Source organism: Pseudomonas sp. MHK4 (genome assembly GCF_054600775.1).
Genome location: NZ_BAAIAK010000006.1, coordinates 38,057 through 62,001 on the forward strand (window position 1 = coordinate 38,057; position 23,945 = coordinate 62,001).

Here is a 23,945-nt window from a genome sequence, read left to right on the forward strand (position 1 = left end):
GTCCTTCACCTCACCTCCGTGGAGCCAACCAGGTTGCCCAAACTGTCTGTTTGAAAGCTCGCAACATCTAACGCCTACCAGCGTATCAGTCACTCACAACTGGAGCACAGTCATAGCGCGAATATGAAAAAGGACATCGCCATTCAAAACTCCATTCTGGTCTCTCGGGAAGGCGCGTATCCAAAATAAGCTGTGTAACATTTGCTGAAATGGCTCGGTGAAACAAATCCACAAGCCACCGCGACCTGAACAATCGTGAGCCTGGAATGTTGCAGCAACCGGCGTGCTTCAGTTATCCGAAGTTCGAGGTAGTAACGCAGTGGGGTCGTACCAAGCTGTGCCCTGAATAGCCGTTCGATCTGACGTCTCGACAGGTTGACCCAGCCGCACATCTGCTCAAGATCCAAGGGCTCTTCGAGATTCGCCTCCATCAATTTGACGATCTCTCTCAATGGCGCTGCCATCTTGATATGTAGCGTGGGATTCACGCGTCGGTATCGTGAGGCATCGAATTCCAGAATGTCGGAAATGCCATCCACAAGTCCTCCTCCATGAGTCTGGCCAATCCAATCCAAGACCATATGGAATGCGCCACTGGGGCTTGCCGCTGTGTATCGATCGCGATCAACCATGAAGCTCTCACTCGTGACCTGGCTATGCTGAGCAGCCTCTGCAAGCGCTGGCCGATGTTCCGGGTGAATGGCACAGCGGTAGGCATCCAGTAATCCAGCTTGCCCCAAGAACCAAGCACCATTCCAAAGACCCGCTAACGCGACTCCTCTTTCGGCCGCTTTTTTGAGCAAGGCGCGCAGCGGAGCATTGTCGCGTAGCGGAGTTCGAAGCCCGCCACAAACGACCAACAGCTTCAGCTCGCTTAGTGGATAAGACGCAAGATCTTGATCGGGACGGATGATGATGCCCAGGTCGCTCATCACCTCCTGACCATCGAGAGTAAACGAGCAAGTGCTGTACAGCTCAGGCTTCAATAAATTCGCTGTTACGAGAGCATCCAACGCATTGGTAAACGATGGAAGAGAAAAATGATCAAGGAGGATAAAACCTACACCCGAGCGAGAAACCTTTGTCGGTTTCTCGTCTTTGAGATAGCGGAGATTTTTCCCTTTGATTGTTCCGCAAAAACTTCGCTGCTCTATCACTTCAAGCCACCTTTTCTTAGAAGCCAAAACGATAAAATCGAGCCGCAAAAAAATGGGCCGCCACCGTAAATCCCACTACTTAAAACGAACACATTTTTTGGCCAGGATGGCCCCGTCTATAGCGCTATGAAGATCGCCCCGACCATTGCGGTTGGGGCGATCGCTAGATCAGACCAATCAGCTCAATCAGGACGCATCGATCCAGATGGTCTTCAGCTCGGTGTACTGATCATGAGCCCAGATGGACTTGTCTCGACCACCGAAGCCAGACTCTTTGTAGCCGCCAAAAGGCGTGGATGCATCGCCCTCACCGAAGCAGTTCACGGTCACGATGCCGGCACGAATACCACGCGAAAGCTTCAACGCGTTGCGCAGATTCCCGGTATATGCGGACGCTGCCAACCCATAAGCAGTGTCGTTGGCCAAGTCGATCGCTTCATCCACGGACTTGAACGTCGTCACGCTTAAAACCGGGCCAAAGATTTCTTCCTGGAACAACCGGCTCTCACGCCCTACCCCATCAACGATGGTCGGTTCCACGAAGATATTCTGCGAGGTACTCCCACCTACCAGAACATCCAGCTTTTCGTCCTTGGCGTGCTCGATGTAGGAGCGCACTTTTTCAAAGTGAGCCTTGCTGATCATGGAGCCGAGACGATTTTCAGGGTCGAGTGGATCACCCATTTGCCAGTCACCCAGATGAACCTGGATCCGCTTCAACAATTCGTCCTTGATATCGCTATGAACGATCAACCGAGAGGATGCAGAGCAGTTCTCACCCATGTTCCAGAAAGCACCATTCACCACATGCTGGGCGACGAGATCAATGTCTTCGACATCGTCCATCACTACTGCAGGGTTTTTGCCTCCGCACTCAAGAACGATGCGTTTGAGGTTCGACTCACTGGAGTATTTGAGAAACAACCGCCCAGTGTCCGTAGAGCCTGTGAAGCTGACCATTGCCACATCCGAATGCCGGCCCAAAGGCTCGCCAGCATCTTTGCCGCCACCAGGGATCACGTTGAAAACGCCAGCAGGTATACCCGCCTGGAAAGCCAGCTCTGCAACGCGGAGCGTGCTCAGGGTGGTTTCTTTAGCAGGCTTCACCACAATCGAGCAGCCTGCAGCCAAAGACGGGCCGATCTTCCAGGCAAGCATCAGAAGCGGGAAATTCCAAGGCAGAACAAGACCGACAACACCAATGGGCTCACGCACGACCATCGTGACCGCTCCCGAACCTACCGGTGCTGTCGCATCGTAGATTTTGTCGATCAGTTCAGCATGCCAGCGCAGGGTATGAATCGTCTCGGGAATGTCGATGTTCTGACATTCACGGATAGGCTTGCCGCTATCCAGGCTTTCGAGCAGCGCCAATTCGTGCGAGTTATCTTCGAGCAATTGAGCGAAACGCAGCAGTACTGATTTGCGCGCGGAAGGCGAAAGAGAATGCCAACGAGCATCCTCAAAAGCCTCTTTGGCGGCCGCAACAGCCACGTCCACATCTTCAGACTCACAGGCAGCAATTTCAGCTAACACATCACCTGTGGCCGGATTGGTCGTGGTGAATGTTTTGCCTGATTGAGCATTGCAAAACTTGCCGTTGATAAAGGCTTGATTACGAAACTCCAGCTTACCTGCCAGGTCGCGATATGCCTCTTTGCTCAGTAGGTCTGCCATTTCATGCCTCCCCTACGATCTGGGCTACGTTCTGTTTGAGGGTGCGAATAACTTCTTTCAGCTCTTGCTTCTCGGATTCCTCCAAAGGCTGCAGCGGAGCCCGCACACCACCAGTACGCAATCCGTTCAGCTCACTGCCGTACTTGATGGATTGTACAAACTTGCCACCTTCCAGGAAGTCCATCAGCGGGAGCATTGCCGACATGATGCGGCGACCTTTGGCGAAGTCTTTTTCAATGACGCAAGCTTCATAGAGCGCCACGTGTTCGCGGGGAATGAAATTCGAACCCGCGCAGACCCAGCTGCGAGCACCCCAAGCGAAGAATTCCAAAGCTTGATCATCCCAACCACAAGAAATCTGGATAGATGGATGCGAATGGGCCAGGCGATGAAGGCGATTCATCTCGCCGGAGCTTTCTTTGATGGCGAGGATATTTTTGCACTGAGCAACAGCTTCGAAGAACTCATCTTCCATGGCGACGCCCATCCGGGCTGGGTAGTTATAAAGCATGATAGGAAGACCAGCAGCTTTATCTACAGCCAAGACATGGGTAGCGATTTCTTTCTGGGTAGGCAAAGCATAGGGCGGAGACCCCACCAAGAGGGCATCAGCCTCAAGCTCCTTCGCTTTTTCAGCAAAGTAGACGGAGTCCTCGGTGCGAATTCCGCCAGTACCTACAACCAAAGGCAGACGACCTTTGAGGACATCTTTTGCACACTGTGCAATCTCTACACGTTCGGCTGCCGTGTGAGCGTAATACTCGCCAGTCGAGCCACCGATGATAATACCGTGAACCTTGGATTCGACCAGGTATTCGATGACCTCGCCAAAGGCAGAAAAATCAATTTGGCCATCCGAAGACAACGGAGTAATGGCAGGGGTGAAAATGCCGTCGAAGTTCATAATGTTTCCTCCAGTGGTTTCCAAAATATAAAACTGTTAAGTCAGTGATGCAGCTTGTTGCAAATTCAAGGATCGAGTTTCAGGCGCAAGAACCCAGGACAACACTAGTCCGACCAAGGTAACTGCGGCAGCCACATACATCGTTTCGGCAATACCCAGCTTGCTCAGTGAAATCGGTACTAGATAAGTCCCCGCTGCTGCTCCGATTCGGGAGAGCGAAGTCCCTACTCCGACAGCAAATGCGCGAATTTCCGTTGGGAATAGCTCGTTTGGATAAACCAATGTGAGCACTTGAGCGCCGCCAATGAATAGGGCGTAAACAATGAAAAAGAACAACACCATGATACTTGGGCCGGCATGACCGATAGCCAATCCCAGCAACGCAAGCCCGGAACAAAGAAAGCTATAGATCAGAAGATTTCGGCGCCCAATCACATTAATTATTCTGGTCGAGATCACGCACCCAACTACAAAAAACAGCGTAATCGCAACCGAACCTAACGATGCCCAGTCTCCCTGGAGATTCAACGCCGCCAATACCTTGGGAGCGAATGCGTAAACGGCAAACAACGGAACTACAGAACACGTCCAGAAAATCACAACAAAGAGCATTCGCTTGCCGTATCCCGAGTGGACAAGATTGAAGATCGTGATCTTGTCTCCAGTTGGCTGCTCCGGAAGGTTCGCCAGGGAAAAATCGTTGCCGTAAACCTTTTTGATGATGGTCTCAGCTTCTGCAGTTCGTCCTTTGTTTAACAGCCAGCGTGGCGACTCCGGCGTGCCAATACGAACGATGAAAAGCATAGCTCCTATGATCGAGGCGCTGGCCAACACAAGGCGCCAGGCATCGGAACCCCAGAATTTGAACATGATCTCGCCGACGATATAGGCCATTGCGGCGCCGGCGAACCAAAGAATCGTCAGCATCGCCAATCTTGGGCCACGATACTTTTTGGGGAGAAACTCTACGAGTAGCGAAGTCGCTACGGGGTACTCGATACCCACCGCGACTCCAAGCAACAGCCTTAAAAAGAAAAGTACGACAGCCGACTCAACCCAATATTGAGCTAACGACGCGACGATGAAAATCGTTGGCCCTACGAACAGGAGACGCTTACGCCCCATTACATCGGTAAGCCACCCACCCAAGAAACCACCAAAAAAAATCCCAATCAACGCGGAAGCGGCAATCATCCCCTCCCAAAAATCATCAAGGGCAAGCGACTTCGACATGTGTATCAATGCGACGCCGATGATACTGAGGACATACCCGTCTACAAAGGAACCACCTGCCGAACGAATCGTCAGCAGACGATGAAAGCTGTTAAGAGGGACATCCTCAATTGAAACACCAACGTTCTTCATCTCTTATCCTTATAATCAATACATCGAAAAGCTAATTGCATTAACAAGTATTGCTTAGCTGAACCGAGGGCTCAGATTTACTTAGCTTTCGCGGCCGGCGCGATACTGTCCCCATTTGAGGTTCATGTTGACTCCCAGCGACAAAAACGGCTCCGGCGGATTACTGTTAGGCCCAGGGGCTTTCAGCAAATACTCAATCAGTCCGCCGCGTTCGCCCGCTAACCAATCAGCCAAGAGTTTCCCGGTGACCGTACCGCGTGTAACACCAAGTCCATTGCAGCCCAGAGCACCATAAACATTCGGTGCTAACTCGCCAAAGAAGCCATTATGGTTTCTTGACATAGCTAGTGCCCCGCCCCACGTGTACTCGAAATTCACATTCGGTAGCATAGGAAATCGTTTATCGAAAGAGGCTTTATGGCGACGCACAAATCGTTCGTTATACTTTTCGTTGCTGCGCCCATCTGGGTTAAAGCTAAAGCTGTTTCGAATCAATATCCGGTTATCAGGTGTACGCCTTACCGTAGTTCCGAATGGATCTGCTGGGATAGCTCCCCAAAAAGGTTTCCCGCCTAAAAGAACCTGCTCTTCTTCCGTGAGCGGTCGAGTGATGCTGCCATAGGTGTAGATAGGCAACATACGGCCTTGCAAAAAACCAAAACGCATGCCGAAAGAATTGTTAGCCAAAATAAGCTTATCGGCGGTAATACTTCCATTGGCATGTATCAAGGTCGTCTTGGCGCCATATTCCACTTCAAGAATAGGAGTTCGCTCATACAGCGTAACGTTGGAAGGCAAGCTGTCTGCCAGTCCCTTCACCAACGCGGATGGTTGAAGCAAAATTGCACCTGGGGTGTACAGCGCCTTGCGATAAAAATGAGTTCCGAGGTGATTTGGCAAGTCTTTTTCGTTAATCATTTCATAGGGTTGATCAAGCTTATCAAGTCCTCGTCTGTAAGCTTCGAGCACTGCAATACCACGGTCTTCCACAGCTGCTTGATACTTACCGCACGCCTTCATCTGACAATCAATGCTGTATTTGTCCACCAGATCTCGTAAAATCGACTGACCTGCCAGATTGAGCTTTAAAGCAGTTCTGGCGAGAGCAATATCACCGATATAGTCATCGGCTCCGATGTCATGGGGCAGATCAATTGCAAAACCAGCGTTTCGTCCCGATGGCCCTAAGCCGACCTCTTGCGCTTCAACGAGCACCACCTCGTCATTAGGAAAATTCAGTGCGAGTTGACGCGCGGCTGCCAGTCCAGTGAACCCGGCACCGATAATTACCCACCTAGCTGAGCGATGCCCCTGGTGCGCAGGTTTCGGCTGACGAGGGTAGCTCAAATGGAACCAACCACAGCTCTTATCATCGGCGGGTAACGAGGTAACTTTCATAGTGTTAAACCGTTTATTGTTAAATTGCCTACCGTACCCAACACGAAGAAAACGCGTGGAATGGCGCTAAAAAAAACCTAAACGACGACAATACTGTGCCGTCCTCATAACACCCGAACCGGTGTCATGACGTTTAATATCGACAACCATAGCGACTACTTCGAGTGCTATAGACGTCCGTTAAAAATTTGCTGCTATGGCATAACGCTCTGCGCTTCCATAGTCATTGGAATAGTAATTATCCCGAAACGTCATTGGAGGCAGGCCAAACAAATCTTTGAAGCGCTTGTAGAAATGGGGATAACTTACGAAACCTGTTGCAAGCGCTACATCTGTCAATGACCGATTACTTTGAACAATCAGTTGCCTGGCGCGGGTCAATCTTAATTCAAGATAATATCTGTTAGGAGCGGCATTCAGGTACCGGGCGAACCTTCTTTCAAGTTGTCGACGCGAAACACCCACATGACTTGCGATATCCTCAATCTCCATCGGTTCTTCAATATGGTTTTCCATGAGGGTGAGCGCCATATTGAGCGGCCGAGGAATAGATCTAGGCAAAATCGCCGCACATGGGTCTGCTTCGCCTTGCTGAACCTGCTTTGGCTGATGCACGCGTTTGATTTCATTAACCAGATCAGCGTCACTACGACAGCCAAGCTCCTGCATGATAGACAGGGTCATATCTAGCGCGGAAGACGCGCCAGAGCAGGTAGCGCGACGACGCTCACATATAAAATCCGCATCAGATATTTTCACCTGAGGAAAATACTCATTCATCAAGGCGCAACTATCGGTGTGACAAGCAGAACCCTGATCATCGAGCAGACCTGCATCTGCTAAATAAAACGCAGCATTCCAGACACCGCCAACAACTCCTTTGCCTGCAGCAGCTTTTTTCAATACTCGCCGAAGCAATGGATTGGAGGACAACCTTACTCTTTGGCCACCCACAACAATCACCGCGTCGTGGTTGATTTTTTCAACCAGCAATTTTTCCGATGAAAGCGGTACACCGATATCACTCTCGACCAATCCGCCTTGGAGCGAATAAGTAGAAACCTTGTAAATCGTATTGCAGTTAATCAAGTTACCTGTGGCCAGAGCATCCATCGCCGTAGATAGCGAGGTCAACGAAAAATGATCAAGTAGAATGAATGCCACCCGCACCAATTTTTCATGACCAATTGAATCTGTAGATTGTCGAAAACCTATATTCTGGAATTTCAACGTGCTTTGGAATGTGTCCATCATTGCCACCTGGTAACTTTTTACGTAAAGCAAACACACTTGCTTAGAGCGGCCGAAATAAGCTCCAGCCGCATTCTTTGATTCAACTACTACTTCTTGGCTGCAGCTCTTGCGTCAGCCAACCAACCGTCGTATTCCGCCTGGTGAGCTTTGATCCACTCAGCCGCATGTCGTTTGATGTCAGCAAGGGACTTTTCACCCTTCTGCATGCGAAGATTTTGTGCACTTTCATCGTCAGTCGAAATTTTAACTTCAGACAGGAACTTACGAGCAACGGGATTTTTTTCTGCAAACTCTTTATTCATCACAGCGTTAACGGTATCAACCGGGAAACCGAGATTTTTCCCTTGATAAAAAGTATCTTTGCTTTCTTTTCCATCTGGCAGCGATGTAAACGGAACAGGAAGCCAAACAACATCACGCCCTTCCACAAGCACACTTGCGATCCACTGAGGCACCCATGTGAAATACAGAACAGGCTTACCTTGCTGGAATCTCGCAATTGTATCCGCCATTAACGCGAAGTAAGAACCGCGGTTATCAACCACGGTCGGTGCCAAACCGTAAGCTTTCATGTGATGTTCAACCATGACTTCACAGCCCCAACCAGGGTTACAACCGGTTAAATCCGCCTTGCCGTCACCATTGCTGTCGAAGAGTTTCGCAATTTCCGGCTTCTTCAAATCCGACAGATCTTTGATGTTATAAGCATCGGCAGTTTTCTTATCGATCATATAACCTTGCAGGACACCTTTCATTACCTGCCCAACTTTGACCATCGAGTCGTCACCACCGCCTTTTTCATAAAAGGCTGCGTGCAGATTTTCCCACTCATGCACCGTGAAATCTGCATCTCCATACGACAAGGCTAGGAACATTGCTGGATAATCAACCTCCTTCGGCTGCTTCACGTCATAGCCAAGTTCCTTAAGCCCGGCGATTGCAATCTCGCCACGAAAACGTTCTTCAGCGATAGAAGGAAAAATAGGAGTGATAGAAACATCATCCCCCGGCTTATTTGCATCAGCAGCAAAGCTAGCCGAGGAAATAATCGCGCCAAACGCTGAAGCAACTAGACCCGCAATTACTGTTTTTTTAATGCTTGCAAGTTTCATATTTCACCACGCTTAAAATTTTAATAGGTGAGCAGGAAAGCTTAATTAGTCACGGGACGTGTAATGTTCTTTTTTTTCTTCAGTTTCATAACAAGACCCAAAGGCCCGGTTTCATACCAGCGCTGGCCCGATGTCAGATCACTGCTTCGTTCACCCATGGCTTGAGTGAGTCGATCGAGAAAAACCGCCAGGAGTACCAAACCGGCCCCACCCACGCTCGCGAGGCCCATATCCAAACGGCCGATACCGCTCAATACCATCAATCCAAGTCCACCTACCGAAATCATCGACGCAACAACCACCATCGATAGGGAGAGCATCAGTGTCTGGTTCAGGCCAGCCATCATCGTAGGAGCAGCAAGGGGCAATTGAACCTTCATGAGCATCTGGGTGGCCGTGCAACCAAAAGCGCGAGCAGCCTCAACCTTGTCTGCCGGAACCTGCCGTATTCCCAAATTGGTCAACCGCACCAACGGAGCAACCGAGAAGATGATCGTGACAATCACCCCAGGCACATTGCCAATCCCGAACAGCATCACTACCGGCACCAGATAAACAAAGGCGGGTAGCGTTTGCATAGCATCCAGCACTGGGCGGACGATCATTTCCGTTCGATCACTTCGCGCGCACAGGATGCCGAGGGGTATACCGATAACGGCACAGAACAAGAGCGATGTAAGTACCAACGCTAGCGTTACCATGGAATCGTTCCATACGCCTATTAACCCAAGCCCCGTCAAAGTTGCTACACTAAAAATACCAATCCGCTTACCACCGATCTGCCAACTAATTAAACCAGCAACAATAATGAAAACTACAGGTGGCACAGAGAGCAATCCCCACTGTACGCCATCCAGCACCTGATCTACCGGCCATCGAATTGACCTGAATACTTCCCTAAAGTTATGCACCAAATACTTCAGCGCTGTTTCAACCCATGCCCCCAATGGGATAGTAAAGCTTTGGAAGGGGTCTAAAAAATTGAAGTCCGACATGATTCTTCCTCGCCATCAGAACTACTTAGCATTCTGATTATTGAATTTAACTGTTATGCAGGCAGCTCAGAAGATGGCCTTGCGAAATTGAGCCTTTGTAGAGCCCAATCTCGTCTACAACCGGAATAGGAGTTGCCGAGGCAGCGACGATATGGAGAATTTCTCTTAAAGAAGACTCTGCTTTAATGGGAGTTTGACGTCCAGGCTCATATGCGACGCTTGAGTCCTGCTGGGCTATGTCCCCCGCCCTTAGAATCCGACTGGCATCGAATCCATTGAAGAAATCTCGAACGTATTTGTTTACCGGATTACAGAGAAGCTCACGAGGCGTGCCAATTTGCACAACCCGTCCTCCTTCCATGATCGCGATTCGGTGACCGATCCGAACAGCCTCTTCAATATCGTGGGAAATGAAGATGATTGTCCTGTCCTGCTCGGCCTGGAGCTTGATCAATTCGCCCTGCATTTCGCTGCGAATCATCGGGTCTAGGGCGGAGAACGCTTCATCCATGAGCAAAATTGCGGGATCGTTAGCCAACGCTCTGGCCAGGCCGACGCGCTGCTGCATGCCGCCGGACAATTGATGAGGATAGCTGTACTCCTGACCTGCGAGCCCTACTTGCTGTAAAGCGACCATTGCACGGCTATACCGCTCTTTTTCTTTGACACCACTGATTTCCAAGCCAAAACTGACGTTGTCAATCACACTCATATGAGGCATGAGGGCAAAGGATTGGAAGACCATTCCCATGTCTTTCCTTCTGACTTGGAGTAAATCTTTGTCAGCTAATCCAGTTATTTCTTTGCCGTTAAGAAATATGGATCCAGAAGTTGGCTCTATCAAACGATTGAACAATCTAACCATCGTTGATTTGCCAGAACCCGACAAACCCATAATAACGAAGATCTCGCCTCGACGAACAGCGAAGCTTGCATCAAAAACACCAATTGCCTGGCCTGTTTTCTGGAAGACTTCTGCTTTTGACGCACCTTCAGCGAGCATCTTCATCGCGAGATCTGGCTGGCTGCCAAAAACCTTAAAGACGTTCTTAACGCAAATGATCTCGTCGGAGCTATTCATACCTTGCCTCCTTTCTTTTGAGCACAACTCGCTTTAAGCGATGAGCACACGAATGGAAATAGTCTTAAACGGCAGCGGTAATGATTATGTGTCGTCACGACGGGCTTCCTTTTATTATTTTTGGGGCCCTAGGAAAAAGGGATGTTTCAAATTTATTAGCATACCCCCCCTAAATCCAACTACATTTACAGGGACATTTTGATAACGTCGGGTTATAGGTTGAAAGGCTTGGCTTGGACGCCTGAAGGCACCGCTTACGAGCGACAACCGATATCCCGACAGCGACGTCAACGTAGCTCTACCTTCTCGGTTCCGTTACCCTCCCCCGCTTCGCTGGGGAGCTGTATCGTAAGGAGACCGTACCAATGTCCAAGCATGTTGACCCTGACACGATCCTGCTCAAGATGCCGTCCTTAAGGGCTGTGAAGGCATTTGTGGCTGCTGCTAAGTACGACAGTTTTACGCGAGCAGCTGAGGCTCTCTGCGTCTCTCAGGCAGCCATCAGTCGACAGATTCGGGAGCTGGAAGACTACCTGGGAGCACAGCTGTTTACTCGTGTCGGCCGAGCCGTCGAACTCACACCTGCGGGAGCTCTTTTCTTCGATGCCGCCCAACTGTCCTTCGTAAACATTGCGCAAGCAGCCGAGAGGATTCGTAGCAGCCAGTCAGGAAAAAAGGTGCTTACCGTCTGCTGCTCCCCGGCTTTCTCTGCACTTTGGCTCTCCAGCCACCTTCCTGAGTTTTTTGCCCAAAGCCAAGGTATCGAGCTCAACCTGATCACCACACAGAATTTTTTGACGATGGAGCCCGGTGTTCAACCTGACATTTTCATCACGAAGATTTCAAAAATCAGGGAAGGCTACAGAAGCTATCCGCTGTGCCAGGATGTCATCTACCCCGTGTGCTCACCGGAGTACCTGAATCGGCATCCAGAGATCTCAACAATCGAGGGAGTGAGAGACTCTGCTCTGTTGAATCTGAGCCCTTATGGCCGTTCCCAGGTAGCAGAGCATGTTGATTGGGGTGTCTGGCTAGCTTTCCAGGCCATTGATATTGACGACCGACCCGCCAACAGCCCTCAGATCTTCAATGCCAACGATTACAACCTACTCATCAGCATGGTGTTGACTCATCAAGGCATCGCTCTAGGCTGGAATCATTTAGTCACACGGCTAGTGGAGCAAGGCTTGCTTGTGCGTCCGATAGAACAGGAAATTCAGCTACGCAACAGCTGGCATTACCTGAACTGTAGGGAAAACGCTGAAAACGAAGACGAAGTCCGCAGATTTCGCGAATGGATCCTGTCGAAATTCCCGCGCAGATAGCTATAGCCGCGCTAAAGCTGCTGACCACCGTTTCTCACATTTACCAATGACTCTCGCGATGGCTTACACACGCCAGAGGGGAGCGTTAGCTCCTGCCCAGTGTCCGGGATTTCTTCAATTTAGTTATCAATTCCTCTACGAAAAAGTTGCTAGAGCCATTCATTCCTGTAGTTCATTGTTGAGCGGCGCCGGTCAAAAAATTGACCGGATCGAATCGCAGGAAGGAATTTTTGAATGTCACTTTTCGAATTTTGCCGCGACTTTGATTTCCGAAATGCCCCAGTCAAAACACAGGAAATTCTAAAAAATAGCCTGCTTGATATTGTAGGAGTCATGGCAGGCGCAGTGTCCAACGACACGAGTAAGGCAATTCGACGCTATGCCCGATTCCACTATCCCGCTGGGACATACACAAGTCGGCTCATTTTTGATGGGCAGCGGGTTAACCTTCTCGGTGCTGCGTGGGCAGGAGGATTTTCTGCTGATAGCCTGGACGCCCACGAAGGGCACTTTCTATCAAAGGGGCATGCAGGTGCAACAGTCGTCCCCGCGCTGCTGGCCTTAGCGGATGCTCTCCACCATCAAGGCAAGGACATGAGCGGTCATGAGTTTTTGACCTCCTTATGCATTGGCTACGAGACAGCACTTCGTGCCGGTACCGCATTGATGGCAACCTCTCCTACATATCATGCTTCGGGTGGTTTTTCCGCCATTGGTGTTGTCTGTGCCGGCTCCAGGATGTTGGGCTTCGATGAGCAGACCTTCCAACACGCCTTGGGAATCGCCGAGTACTTCAGTGCGCGCTGCCCGATGATGCGCGTTGTTCAAACCCCTACGATGCTTCGAGATGCCCATGGTGCCGGTGCTTTCGTAGGCTTGAATGCGCTCTTGATGGCAAAAGAAGGAATGACTGGAGCACCTGCTGAGACAGTGGAGGATGCAACCGTCGCCGAATATTGGGTCGACATCGGAAAGCGATGGGAAATTGATAGCCAATACTTCAAGCCTTGGCCTGTCTGCCGATGGGCTCAGCCAGCGCTGACTGCCATGCTGCAGCTACAAAGCGACTATCCCGAACTCAACTCAGATTCGATAGAAACTATCCGTGTTGAAACCTTTTACGAGTCGATGTGCCTGCAAGGCCACACACCGTCGAATGCGGATGAAGCCCAATACGCACTGGCATTTCCGCTTGCGGCACTTATCGTGCGAGGCAAGGTGGGGCCAGACGAGGTTACTGGCACAGCTATTTTCTCCCCTGACATATTGTCGATGAGTTCACGTATCGAAATCGTAGAAGCCTCCGATATCTCGGAACGGTTCCCTGACGAAATCCTTTCACGCCTGACCATCACCATGAAAAATGGCACGATTATCGTCAGTCCAGTCACTGCTGCCAAAGGTGACCCAGAGACGCCACTGACGGCTAGAGAACTGAATGAAAAATATGACCTGTTCGCCATTGGACTGGGACAGCAGCGAAGCCTCGCCGTGAAGCAAGCGATCATCAATCTGGATCAATCAGCCTCTGCTGTGGCTGCTTTAACCCCTATTTTTCAGTCCCTTGTACAAAACAGTACTGAGGGCGATTAACTGAAAGTGGCTTGAATGTCCCTGAAAAGCTCTCGCTGAAGCGCAGATAACGATAACGTCAAATCATTAATTGCCCCCATGAAATGTCGTTTGCGGAGCTCATCAAGGGCGATATAGGCTGCGCTCATCGTCAACGGCATCTTGGCCCTGTTTTTCCCTGCTCTGGCAAATGAGTAGGGAAGCACGGCGATCAACGCTTGAGTTGATACGAGGAGCTGTTAGTAAAGAACAATATAAGTCACGTTTAAAGGTGACCGCTCAAGATGTATATCCTGGGAGGATAATATGAATAACAAAGAAACCGTTTTTGACCTAGTTTCCCAACGTAAACCTTGGCATTCACTCCCAGGGGAGCTTTATCGCGACGAAGGTGTATACCGCCAAGATCTGGAGCAAATTTGGCATAAAGACTGGATCTTTGCCGGTCACACCTTCGAACTTGAAAAACCAGGCCAGTACTTCACCCTGCAAATTGGTGATTACCCTGTCGCGGTTGTACGAGGCAAAGATGGGCAGGTGCGCGCCTTCCATAATGCTTGTCGCCACCGTGGTGCGAAAATATGTGAGGCCGAGCATGGCAAAGTAGCCAAGATGGTTTGCCCGTATCACAAATGGACTTACGAACTTGACGGCAACCTTTTGTTCGCAGGGAACATGGGGCAAGATTTCGATAAATCAGAATACAATCTTAAAACTGTGCATTGCGAAGTCGTACATACCTTCATTTACGTTTGCGTGGCGACCAAGGCTCCAGACTTCTCACCTTTCCGTGATGCGGTAGCGCCCTTCATCGCTCCGCACAATCTCGATGACTGCAAGGTAGCTTTCGAATCAACCATCATCGAGAAAGGAAACTGGAAGCTGGTCTTCGAGAACAACCGGGAATGCTACCACTGCGATGGGTCGCATCCAGAGCTATTGCAATCCTTTGTCGACAACCTTTCCGTAGGCGGTATCGGTGGCGACGATGATCCAGAGCTTTCCGCGTACTGGAACAAATGTGAAAGAGCAGGCTTACCTAGCCGTCTGGTGATGGACATCAACGGCCAATTCCGCATGACGCGTATTCCTCTCTCCAAAGGTGCGGTCAGCTACACCATGGATGGCAAGCCAGCGGTCACCACCCGCCTCGACAAGACATCCGAAGACGATATCGGCGCTCTGCTCTACTTCAATTATCCTTCGACCTGGAATCATTTCCTGGGTGACCACGCCCTGAGCTTCCGAGTTTTGCCCATTAGTGCTACTGAGACGATGGTGACCACCAAATGGCTCGTACACAAAGCTGCGGTAGAAGGTACTGATTACGACTTGGATCGACTCACGAAGGTGTGGATTGCGACAAACGATCAAGATAGGACGCTGGTCGAAGGCACTCAACGCGGGGTCACCTCACCCTCCTATGAGCCGGGCCCATACTCTGAAACAGCCGAGACCGGTGTATGCCAGTTTGATGATTGGTATTGCGCCACTATGAAAGATCGCCTCCAAGGGCCTATTCCATTGAAGTCTGTTGGCTAACATCCACTCGTTCGCAAAGGAGCCTTCCAGCGCATTCATGCCTGGAAGGCTTTTTTGATTCCCTTCCGGACACCGTCAGCACGCAAACGCGCCCCCGCCCAGGAAGGTTAATTTTCATTGCTGGCAACCGGTCTCAGGAGTTCACGAATCCATTTCTTCAATGGTCAAAATCCAGGTCTCCTCTAATGGAGTAGGAACCACGTCTCAGGCTAGCCAGCGCTATTAGGCAAGAGGTATCAATGCAAATCAGAGGCGAGCGCGCGGCAACGGCGTGTGGGTTGATGGCGATTTTGCTGTGGAGTACAGCACTTGGGTTAATCAGGAGCGTGAGCGAACATTTTGGCTCGTTGGCAGGCGGCGCGATGATTTATTCATTGGGGGCGATTTTCCTCATCATTTTGCTGGGGCGACCGAACCTACGCTCTTCGTCGCGCTTTTATCTGATCGTAGGAAGCGCGCTGTTCGTGGCTTATGAGGTCTGCCTTACGCTTTTCTTGGGATACGCAACCAACCGCCACCAGGCCATTCAGCTCGGCGTTGTGAACAACCTCTGGCCTTGTATGACTGTACTATTAGCCATGCTGATGAACGGACAAAAGGCGCGCTGGATTATTGCACCAGGTACAGCATTGGCGATCTTCGGAATTCTGTGGGTGGTGAGTACCGAAGGACTATCCTTTTCAAGCATTGTGGCCAATGCTGAATCCAACCCTTTGAGTTACGGCTTGGCATTGGGCGGTGCGGTCATATTCGCGTTGTACTGTAACGTCACGCGACGCTATGCCGGTGGACAAAATCTCATTGTGCTTTTCTTCATTCTCGTGGCCAGCGCTCTGTGGATGAAATACGTTTTCAGCCATGAGGCAATTCCTGCGTTCACCTTGATCAGCAGCTTGGTGCTCGTCGCCGCCAGTGCATCAATGGCGGGTGGTTATGCCCTGTGGAACATCGGTATTTTGCGTGGAAATCTCACGTTCCTGGCCACCGCGTCTTACTTTTCTCCAGTGCTCTCATCAGCATTCGCAGCAATGTGGCTGAGCGTGCAGTTGACTACTCAGTTCTGGCAGGGAGCAGTGATGGTTACTGTTGGCTCGCTCATCTGTTGGCAGGCGACTCGACAGCGTGCCTCTTCACAGAGAGACTTACTCTGCGCTAAAGATTCGAAAATTGCGCATTTATGAATGCCGCCACCACTCGTTCATGCAGCTGGTTACCACTGGAGAAGACATGCAGTACCGAACCAAAATGGAAGCTTTTCTCGGCGGCGTACGAACACTCACCCCGTTGATTCCTGGCGTTATACCGTTTGGCCTAGTGACTGGTGTGATGGCAATCGACATGGGAATGTCGCCTGGCACAACCATGGGAATGACGTTGCTGTTCTACTCCGGTTCAGCCCAGATGGCCGCGTTACAGTTACTACGCAATGACGTCTTTTCACTATCGATCGTACTTACAGCCCTGGTCATTAATTTACGTTTTTTGATGTACAGCGCGTCTCTAGCTCCCTATCTGCACCATCTACCACGCCGCTGGACGTGGTCACTGTCATACATGCTTTCTGATCAGTCATACGCTCTCAGCATAATGAAAATCGGCTCGATGAGTGGATTCGGGCATTATTTCTATGCAGGTACAGCGGTAAGCATGTGGTTGAGCTGGCAGCTCTCGGTGCTTGCAGGAGTAATTCTGGGAAGCAGTGTTCCTAGTAGCTGGTCTCTAGATTTTGCGATACCGCTCTCATTTTTGGCGATCTTGATTCCTGCGATACGCGATAGTGCTGCTCTTTGCGCCGCGCTAGCCGGAGGGTTAATGGCCGTTTTAGTAGCGAGCCTGCCCTACAACCTTGGGTTGGTGGTGGCCTCCATCTGCGGGATCGTAACAGGACTGCTTGTCGAACACGTTCGAAAAGCCGTAATAAGCCGGAAGGCGTTGATGAAGGCTGAAGAGTGATGCAAATGAGCGACTTTTCGATGTGGATGGTTTTTGTCGCTGTTGGCGTAGGAACCTTCCTGATCCGCCTTTCTTTCATCGAGTTATACGGAAAACTCCGGATCCCAACACTGCTGAGCCAAGCGCTTGTTTATGTGCCTGCGAGCGTGTTGGCGGCGCTTGTGTTGCCTGCCATCGTCTTTTCCAATGGGACGAACACCCTAGCTTTGACTGATGCTCGACTACCTGCAGCTGTTGTTGCTGTTTTGGTTGCCTGGTTCAGCAAAAATACAATTCTCACCCTCATAGCGGGGATGGGCTCACTCTGGATTCTTCAGTATTTGGGTTGGTGAATTCTCGACCTCAGAAGAAGCGTGCTGTGATTTTTTGGCTCTCCTGATCCTAGACAAGGATCTGCAGCTGAACGCTGTCAAATTGTGCTAGTCGATGTCGCTCTAGTACAACCGCTGTAGCGAGTCTGCCCATATTGTTTACCTCCTAGAGAGTCGAATGCTGAGTGTTAAAGCTCAGAATATCCGGACGGCGTACTCATTGGGCTCCAGCCATTGATGCATGATCCGGCCGCCTTCGTATGGCTAGCATTACGCAGATAAGGAAGACCAAGAAATGAGTGCCTCCACCCCATCATTAGCCGTTAGCAACAATTATGGTGAACGGGTTTCCACTCGCATCGTCTTCCTGATCACCGGACTCGTCATGTCTGCCTGGGCACCTCTGGTTCCACTCGCGAAGGAACGAACCGGCCTGGATGATGGTGGCTTGGGCTTACTGCTTCTCGGATTGGGGCTCGGATCTATCGCAGCAATGCCGTTCGCTGGACATCTCACAGCGCGCTATGGCTGTCGCCCAGTGATTGTCTGGTCAACTGTCGCACTATGCGCTGTGCTTACCCTCTTGAGCAGCATCGCCTGGTTACCAGCTCTTGTGCTGGCAGTACTCCTTTTCGGAGCCAGCATGGGCATGCTTGATTGCGCGATAAACATTCAATCCATCATCGTCGAAAAGAACAGCGGCGAGGCCCTTCAATCTGGCTTCCATGGCATGTACAGCGTGGGAGGCATCCTAGGCGCGGGAGCATTAACCGTACTGCTGAGTATCGGTCTCGATCCAATATTTTCCGTGCTATGCGTCGTCGCCATCGTTATGGGGGCACTCTACAAAGCGATACCCAAATTACTGACATACGGAACAGAACAGGACGGGCCAATTTTTGCGATGCCTAAAGGTATCGTCTTCCTGCTGGGGACTTTGTGCTTCATTGTATTTTTAACTGAAGGGGCAATGCTGGACTGGAGCGCGGTCTTCCTCGTGTCGAGCCGAGAAATGGAGCCCAATTTGGCGGGTTTGGGTTATGCCAGTTTCGCCGCAACGATGACGGTCGGTCGCCTTACAGGCGATGCGATCGTGCGCAAACTCGGCGGTGTGCGCGTAGTGGCCTTCGGAGGAGTTATTGCCGCCACTGGCATGATGGTGTCGCTTGGTTTCGATGGATGGCCAGCATCATTGATAGGCTATGCCTTACTTGGAATCGGTTGTTCGAACATTGTCCCAGTTCTTTTTACCGCAGTTGGGCGCCAAAACCGTATGCCTCAAAGGGTGGCCATACCGGCAGTTATTTCCATGGGCTACGCAGGCATCCTCATAGGGCCAGCAGTTATTGGTTTCGTCGCCCATCTGAGTTCACTTTCTATTGCCTTGAGTGGCTTGGTATTTCTTCTGCTTTTTGTGAGCGCTACAGCGCGACTTCTACGTTCTTAGCCGGAATTACTCGGGCATTTATGCTCGTATGGAGGTCTAACAGATAGCCGGAATCTCCTGTTGAGGAGTTGGTTACTGAGGTCGATAAGCTGCAAATGAAAGGGCCCTCAAAAGGCCTTTTTGCACCCAAACCAATGTCACTTGGTCAGCCAGGACTCACCGACAGCGGAGTCGCATCAAATATTGATCATGAAAGCCGCTACGTGGTAAACCGCCCCCCATAAAATTGAAGCGTCAAAATTTGCGTTCAAAATCTACCTATCACGTGGCTAGATTCCTTTCTCTTCTCATCTGCGAAACCAAGGTAAATCTATCCTGAGGATGGGTGGTTTCCGACACCACCATCACCGCCCCTTCCTCGTCACGATACTGGCGAAGAATGTTCAAACCAGGCGAACCGGCTTCAGCATTAAGGTTCTTGGAAATCTCGGGCGACAACAGAACCGCACGCACTTGCTGATCCACCACTTCGATGTGCCGACCAAAGTGTTGCTCAATCAAGGCGGCAATCAACTCATCAGGATGCTGCTCGGCAAGCTCGATGACTTCCGAATAAATGTCCTGGGCATACACGTCAGTCCAGCACAGTGGCGCACGTAGATTCTCTTGGTCGACCCGAATGCTCGAAACACAAAAATAGTGCTCGCCAGGTTCTAGCCCCAATCGTTTGGCCAGCGCGATATCGGCCACGAAGTGCTGCACGCTCTGAATGCTGCGCACCTGGGTTTCGGCCAGATGAACCAGGTCGGATACCGAGGCCAGCGACTGCGAATAGCCGCCCTTGGGTGTGGCGGACTCGACTCGCGTGCCCACCCGTTTGCGCCGTGACACCAGCCCCTGATTCTGCAACTGAGTGATGGCGGCACGTACCGTATGTCGGCTCACGTCATACAACTCGCACAGCTCGAATTCCGTCGGCAGCAACGTTCCAATCGGGTATCGCCCGCTGGAAATACCCTCCATCAAGTCTTTTGCAACGACCGCATAGCGCGTCTGGTTCATACCTTTCATCAGTCCCGAGCGTTCACCGAGTTGACAGTGTATCAGTGAGCACGTAAGAATTATGTACGGACATATAGAATATGTCCGATCAATAACAAACATATCAGGATTACCTCATGTCCAGCACTGTCTTCGACTCCGCCCTCTTTCGCGACATGTTCGGCACCGCCGAGATGCGTGGTGTGTTTTCCGACAAAGCCCTGATCGAACGCTATATCGAAGTGGAAGTGGCGCTGGCCCGCGCCGAAGCCCGCTGTGGCGTAATTCCGAATGAGGCCGCCGAGCAAATTGCCGAACTGGCCACCTACGCCTCTCTCGACTTGACGCTGATGCAGCACGAAACCGAAATCGTCGGTTACCCGATCCTGCCGTTGGTTGAACAACTGTCGAAAACCTGTGGCGAAGCCGGTCGCTACGTTCACTGGGGTGCTACTACCCAAGACATCATGGACACTGCTGTTGTGCTGCAAGTACGCGCTGCGCTGGCATTGGTCGAGCGCGACATCCAGGCCGTCCGTGGCCTGCTAGCCGATTTGGCCAAGCGCTATCGCGACACCCCTATGGCGGGTCGTACTCACCTGCAACATGCCCTGCCAATCACCTTCGGCTACAAATGTGCGGTGTGGCTGAGCATGTTCGACCGTCACGCCGAGCGCCTGGTGGAATTGCGCCCTCGGGTCGAGATCGGTCAGTTCGCCGGTGCGGCAGGCACCTTGGCGTCATTAGGCGACAAAGGCCTGGAAGTCCAGGAGGCCCTGATGGCTGAATTGGGTCTGGGCGTGCCACAAGCGACTTGGCACGTTGCGCGGGACGGCCTGGCTGAAACCCTGAATTTCCTCGGCTTGGTCACTGGCTCCCTCGGCAAAGTCGCCTTGGATGTGATGATGATGATGACCAGCGAGCTGGGCGAAGTGTACGAACCCTTCGTCAAAGGTCGTGGCGCAAGCAGCACCATGCCGCAGAAGCGCAACCCGATTTCCTGCGAGTTGATGTACGCCGCTGCCAAAGGCGTCCGCCAGCACGCCGGTCTGATGCTCGATGCAATGATTCAGGACTTCGAGCGCTCTACCGGCCCTTGGCAGGCCGAATGGATCGCCATTCCTGAAGCCTTTGCCTTGAGCGCCGCCTCTCTTGGCCAAGCGAAATTCATGCTCGCAGGTTTGGAAGTCCGCACTGAGCGCATGCGCAAAAACCTCGACATGACGCAAGGCCTGATTGTGGCTGAAGCGGTGATGATGGGCCTGGCCCCAGCGCTCGGTCGCCAGGTGGCACACGACGTGGTGTATGCGGCCTGCCGTATGGCAAACGATGAAGGCACCAGTCTGCTCGATGCCTTGCTCGCTCAGGGCGAAGCCACCGCGCAACTGGATATCGAGGAACTCAAGCGCTTGACCGACCCGTCTAACTATTTGGGCCTTGCTCCCCAAATGGTGGATATCGCGCTGTCTCGTGAGGGTTCTGTTAAGCGTTAATTTCACGGGGCTCGTCCATGCCGGGCCCCTTTCTGCATTTTGCTCGCCAATAAAAACAACGAGATCGCAGACATGACCACTATCAACAAAAAGCCGTTCTACAAAGACCTGACCTTCCAGGTCATCGCAGCCATGGTGCTGGGTATTGCCTTCGGCTTTCTGGCACCGGAACTGGCTGCCAAATTCAAGATTCTCGGCGATATCTTTCTCAAGTTGATCAAGACTGCCGTTGCCCCCCTGGTGTTCTTCACCGTCGTCCATGGCATCGCCTCGGCAGGCGATATCAAGCGGGTCGGCAAGGTCGGCTTGCGTGCGCTGATCTACTTCGAAATCGTCTCAACCATTGCCCTGGCCATAGGCCTGCTGTGGGGTAATTTGCTGAACATCGGCTCGGGCATGCACGACGCCCATCCGAGCAGTGCCACGGCGGCAGCTGCCAGTGCGGCGGTCGCCAAAGGTCACGCCCCGGCCTCGACGATGGACTTTATCTACGGGATTTTCCCGGACAACTTCGTCGGAGCCTTCGCTGGCGGACAATTGCTGCAGGTGCTGGTGATCTCGGTACTGTTCGGTTTTGCCCTGCTGGCGCTCAAGCCTGAGCGTCGCAGCGTGATCGAGGACGGTTTGAGCCGCGTCTCCGAATGCTTCTTCGAGTTCATTAACTTGATCATGAAGTTCGCCCCGCTCGGCGCCTTCGGTTCAGTAGCTTATGCCGTGGGTAGCAACGGCAGCGCCGTGCTTATGTCGCTGGCCAACCTGGTGCTGATGTTCTACATCTGTGTCGCGTTTTTCATCTTCGTAGTGCTGGGCGCGGTTTGCCGTATTTCAGGCTTCAGCCTGTGGCGATTCCTCAAGTACATCAAGGATGAGATTTTCATCGTGCTCGGTACTGCTTCCTCGGAAAGCGCTCTGCCACGCCTCCTGCAGAAACTGGAGAAATTCGGTTGCTCGAAGCAGAGCGTCGGCCTGGTGTTGCCTACCGGCTATGCCTTCAACCTCGATGGCACCTCGATCTACATGTCGTTGTGCGTGCTGTTCATCGCCAATGCCTACGGCGTACCGATGAGCTGGGAGCAACAACTCGGCACCATCGCCATCATGCTGGTGACTTCAAAGGGTGCAGCGGCGGTTTCCGGTGGCAGCTTTGTGGTGTTCGCTGCCACGGTGACAGCGATCGGCGTGCTGCCAGTGGAAGGCCTGGCACTGCTGTTCGGGGTATACCGGTTCATGTCCATGGCCATCGCCACCTGCAACACCATCGGCAATAGCGTGGCAACGGTAGTGGTATCGAAATGGTCAGGAGAGTTTACCGAGCAGACTGCGAAGGCTGAATACAGCCGAGTATTCGGGCGGAATCCGGAGGCGGCGCTTTAATGGTTCCAAGGTGGTAACTGGAAATGCCAACTCCCTCAGACTGAATAAAAATCGATAACAAAAAAGGTTCTTCACGGATTACCGGGAAAGACGCTCTTGATCTTCATGAAAAAGAACGCGCTGTCCCGGTAATCCGTGAAGAACCAATAAAAAACCCCGCAGACGTTAATCTGCGGGGTTTTCAATAGTGGAGGCCGAGGTCGGAATCGAACCGGCGTAGGCGGATTTGCAATCCGCTGCATAACCATTTTGCTACTCGGCCTCAAAACATCTGTTGTCAGTAGCGCGACATCAAATGCGTAAAACTTGGAGCGGGAAACGAGACTCGAACTCGCGACCCCGACCTTGGCAAGGTCGTGCTCTACCAACTGAGCTATTCCCGCTTGGTGTGGCGCATTCTATAGAAATCAGAAGCGCCGTCAACCCTTTGATTCAAAAAAGTTTTATTTCTTTTGCACGTCGGTACGCAGATGCGGCCAGGCTGCCCGCAAGTACTGGACCATGGACCACAATGTCAGGGCCGCGGACACCATCAGCAGGGTGTAGCCCAGCAGAACCCAGAAGCTGAAGTCCTTCGGATTGGCCAGCAGGATGACCAGCGCCAGCATTTGCGCGGCGGTTTTCCATTTGCCCAGGTTCGACACGGCCACGTGCGCACGGGCGCCGAGCTCGGCCATCCATTCGCGCAAGGCCGAGACCACGATCTCGCGACCGATGATCACCGCAGCCGGCAGCGTGAGCCACAGGTTGCCGTGTTCCTGTACCAGCAACACCAGGGCAACGGCGACCATCAGCTTGTCGGCCACTGGGTCGAGGAAAGCCCCGAACGGCGTGCTTTGTTCCAGGCGTCGGGCCAGGTACCCGTCCAGCCAGTCGGTGGCGGCGGCGAAGGCGAAGACCGAAGCTGACGCCAGGTAACTCCACTGGTAAGGCAGGTAGAACAGCAAAATGAAGATCGGTATGAGCAGGACGCGTAGAACGGTAATCAGATTAGGGATATTCAT

The 23,945-nt window shown here is 51.8% G+C and carries 20 protein-coding genes and 2 tRNA genes; 9 read left to right on the forward strand and 13 right to left on the reverse strand.

Going from position 1 to position 23,945, the window contains the following annotated elements; translation table 11 throughout:
* Window positions 1-143 precede the first annotated feature (143 nt).
* The 9 genes from ACYP2Q_RS16660 to ACYP2Q_RS16700 all read right to left on the reverse strand — a co-directional run bounded on the left by ACYP2Q_RS16660 (window position 144) and on the right by ACYP2Q_RS16700 (window position 10,943).
* Window positions 144-1,157, reverse strand: a complete 1,014-nt coding sequence (locus ACYP2Q_RS16660; protein WP_459731788.1) for a GlxA family transcriptional regulator — start codon at window positions 1,155-1,157, stop codon at window positions 144-146.
* A gap of 186 nt (window positions 1,158-1,343) precedes the next feature.
* Window positions 1,344-2,834, reverse strand: a complete 1,491-nt coding sequence (locus ACYP2Q_RS16665) for an aldehyde dehydrogenase (RefSeq protein ID WP_459731462.1) — start codon at window positions 2,832-2,834, stop codon at window positions 1,344-1,346.
* 1 nt (window position 2,835) lies between these two features.
* Window positions 2,836-3,738 carry a dihydrodipicolinate synthase family protein gene (locus tag ACYP2Q_RS16670; protein ID WP_459731464.1) on the reverse strand — a complete coding sequence of 301 codons (903 nt, stop codon included), beginning with the start codon at window positions 3,736-3,738 and terminating at the stop codon, window positions 2,836-2,838.
* A 36-nt stretch (window positions 3,739-3,774) separates the two neighbouring features.
* A complete protein-coding gene (locus ACYP2Q_RS16675) occupies window positions 3,775-5,103 on the reverse strand; it encodes an MFS transporter (protein WP_459731466.1) in 1,329 nt (442 codons plus the stop codon).
* An 81-nt stretch (window positions 5,104-5,184) separates the two neighbouring features.
* A complete protein-coding gene (locus ACYP2Q_RS16680) occupies window positions 5,185-6,501 on the reverse strand; it encodes an NAD(P)/FAD-dependent oxidoreductase (RefSeq protein WP_459731467.1) in 1,317 nt (438 codons plus the stop codon).
* A gap of 180 nt (window positions 6,502-6,681) precedes the next feature.
* Complete coding sequence (locus ACYP2Q_RS16685; RefSeq protein ID WP_459731468.1) at window positions 6,682-7,752, reverse strand: GlxA family transcriptional regulator; 1,071 nt, start codon at window positions 7,750-7,752, stop codon at window positions 6,682-6,684.
* Between the two features lie 89 nt (window positions 7,753-7,841).
* Entirely contained in the window at window positions 7,842-8,867 is a 1,026-nt protein-coding gene (proX, locus tag ACYP2Q_RS16690; protein ID WP_459731469.1) for a glycine betaine/L-proline ABC transporter substrate-binding protein ProX, read from the reverse strand.
* Window positions 8,868-8,908: 41 nt separating this feature from the next.
* On the reverse strand, window positions 8,909-9,862 hold the full coding sequence (gene proW / locus ACYP2Q_RS16695; RefSeq protein WP_459731471.1) for a glycine betaine/L-proline ABC transporter permease ProW: 954 nt from the start codon (window positions 9,860-9,862) through the stop codon (window positions 8,909-8,911).
* Window positions 9,863-9,908: 46 nt separating this feature from the next.
* Window positions 9,909-10,943, reverse strand: coding sequence for a quaternary amine ABC transporter ATP-binding protein (locus tag ACYP2Q_RS16700; protein ID WP_459731473.1), 1,035 nt, complete (start codon window positions 10,941-10,943; stop codon window positions 9,909-9,911).
* A gap of 365 nt (window positions 10,944-11,308) precedes the next feature.
* Here ACYP2Q_RS16700 and ACYP2Q_RS16705 point away from each other — a divergent pair, with 365 nt between their 5' ends.
* The 7 genes from ACYP2Q_RS16705 (at window position 11,309) to ACYP2Q_RS16735 (ending at window position 19,093) form a co-directional block, all read left to right on the forward strand.
* Window positions 11,309-12,268, forward strand: coding sequence for a LysR family transcriptional regulator (locus ACYP2Q_RS16705; protein ID WP_459731474.1), 960 nt, complete (start codon window positions 11,309-11,311; stop codon window positions 12,266-12,268).
* A 234-nt stretch (window positions 12,269-12,502) separates the two neighbouring features.
* A complete protein-coding gene (locus ACYP2Q_RS16710) occupies window positions 12,503-13,861 on the forward strand; it encodes an MmgE/PrpD family protein (RefSeq protein WP_459731475.1) in 1,359 nt (452 codons plus the stop codon).
* Between the two features lie 285 nt (window positions 13,862-14,146).
* Entirely contained in the window at window positions 14,147-15,382 is a 1,236-nt protein-coding gene (locus ACYP2Q_RS16715) for an aromatic ring-hydroxylating oxygenase subunit alpha (RefSeq protein WP_459731477.1), read from the forward strand.
* A 239-nt stretch (window positions 15,383-15,621) separates the two neighbouring features.
* Window positions 15,622-16,563 carry an aromatic amino acid DMT transporter YddG gene (gene yddG, locus ACYP2Q_RS16720; RefSeq protein WP_459731479.1) on the forward strand — a complete coding sequence of 314 codons (942 nt, stop codon included), beginning with the start codon at window positions 15,622-15,624 and terminating at the stop codon, window positions 16,561-16,563.
* 46 nt (window positions 16,564-16,609) lie between these two features.
* The gene (locus ACYP2Q_RS16725; RefSeq protein ID WP_459731480.1) at window positions 16,610-17,335 is read left to right on the forward strand and encodes an AzlC family ABC transporter permease; all 726 of its coding nucleotides are present in this window, start codon (window positions 16,610-16,612) and stop codon (window positions 17,333-17,335) included.
* A gap of 5 nt (window positions 17,336-17,340) precedes the next feature.
* Window positions 17,341-17,667, forward strand: coding sequence for an AzlD domain-containing protein (locus tag ACYP2Q_RS16730; RefSeq protein WP_459731481.1), 327 nt, complete (start codon window positions 17,341-17,343; stop codon window positions 17,665-17,667).
* 274 nt (window positions 17,668-17,941) lie between these two features.
* Window positions 17,942-19,093, forward strand: a complete 1,152-nt coding sequence (locus ACYP2Q_RS16735) for an MFS transporter (protein WP_459731482.1) — start codon at window positions 17,942-17,944, stop codon at window positions 19,091-19,093.
* Window positions 19,094-19,354: 261 nt separating this feature from the next.
* On the opposite strand, the gene ACYP2Q_RS16740 is transcribed toward ACYP2Q_RS16735, so the two are convergent.
* Window positions 19,355-20,095 carry a GntR family transcriptional regulator gene (locus tag ACYP2Q_RS16740; protein ID WP_459731483.1) on the reverse strand — a complete coding sequence of 247 codons (741 nt, stop codon included), beginning with the start codon at window positions 20,093-20,095 and terminating at the stop codon, window positions 19,355-19,357.
* A 116-nt stretch (window positions 20,096-20,211) separates the two neighbouring features.
* Between ACYP2Q_RS16740 and ACYP2Q_RS16745 the strand changes: the two genes are divergently transcribed.
* Both ACYP2Q_RS16745 and dctA read left to right on the forward strand, forming a co-directional pair.
* A complete protein-coding gene (locus ACYP2Q_RS16745) occupies window positions 20,212-21,567 on the forward strand; it encodes a class-II fumarase/aspartase family protein (protein ID WP_459731484.1) in 1,356 nt (451 codons plus the stop codon).
* A 72-nt stretch (window positions 21,568-21,639) separates the two neighbouring features.
* Window positions 21,640-22,941 carry a C4-dicarboxylate transporter DctA gene (gene dctA / locus ACYP2Q_RS16750; RefSeq protein ID WP_110625416.1) on the forward strand — a complete coding sequence of 434 codons (1,302 nt, stop codon included), beginning with the start codon at window positions 21,640-21,642 and terminating at the stop codon, window positions 22,939-22,941.
* 188 nt (window positions 22,942-23,129) lie between these two features.
* Here dctA and ACYP2Q_RS16755 read toward each other — a convergent pair.
* The 3 genes from ACYP2Q_RS16755 to pgsA form a co-directional block, all read right to left on the reverse strand.
* A tRNA-Cys gene (locus tag ACYP2Q_RS16755) sits at window positions 23,130-23,203 on the reverse strand.
* A gap of 45 nt (window positions 23,204-23,248) precedes the next feature.
* A tRNA-Gly gene (locus ACYP2Q_RS16760) sits at window positions 23,249-23,324 on the reverse strand.
* Window positions 23,325-23,384: 60 nt separating this feature from the next.
* On the reverse strand, window positions 23,385-23,945 hold the full coding sequence (gene pgsA, locus ACYP2Q_RS16765; protein WP_459731485.1) for a CDP-diacylglycerol--glycerol-3-phosphate 3-phosphatidyltransferase: 561 nt from the start codon (window positions 23,943-23,945) through the stop codon (window positions 23,385-23,387).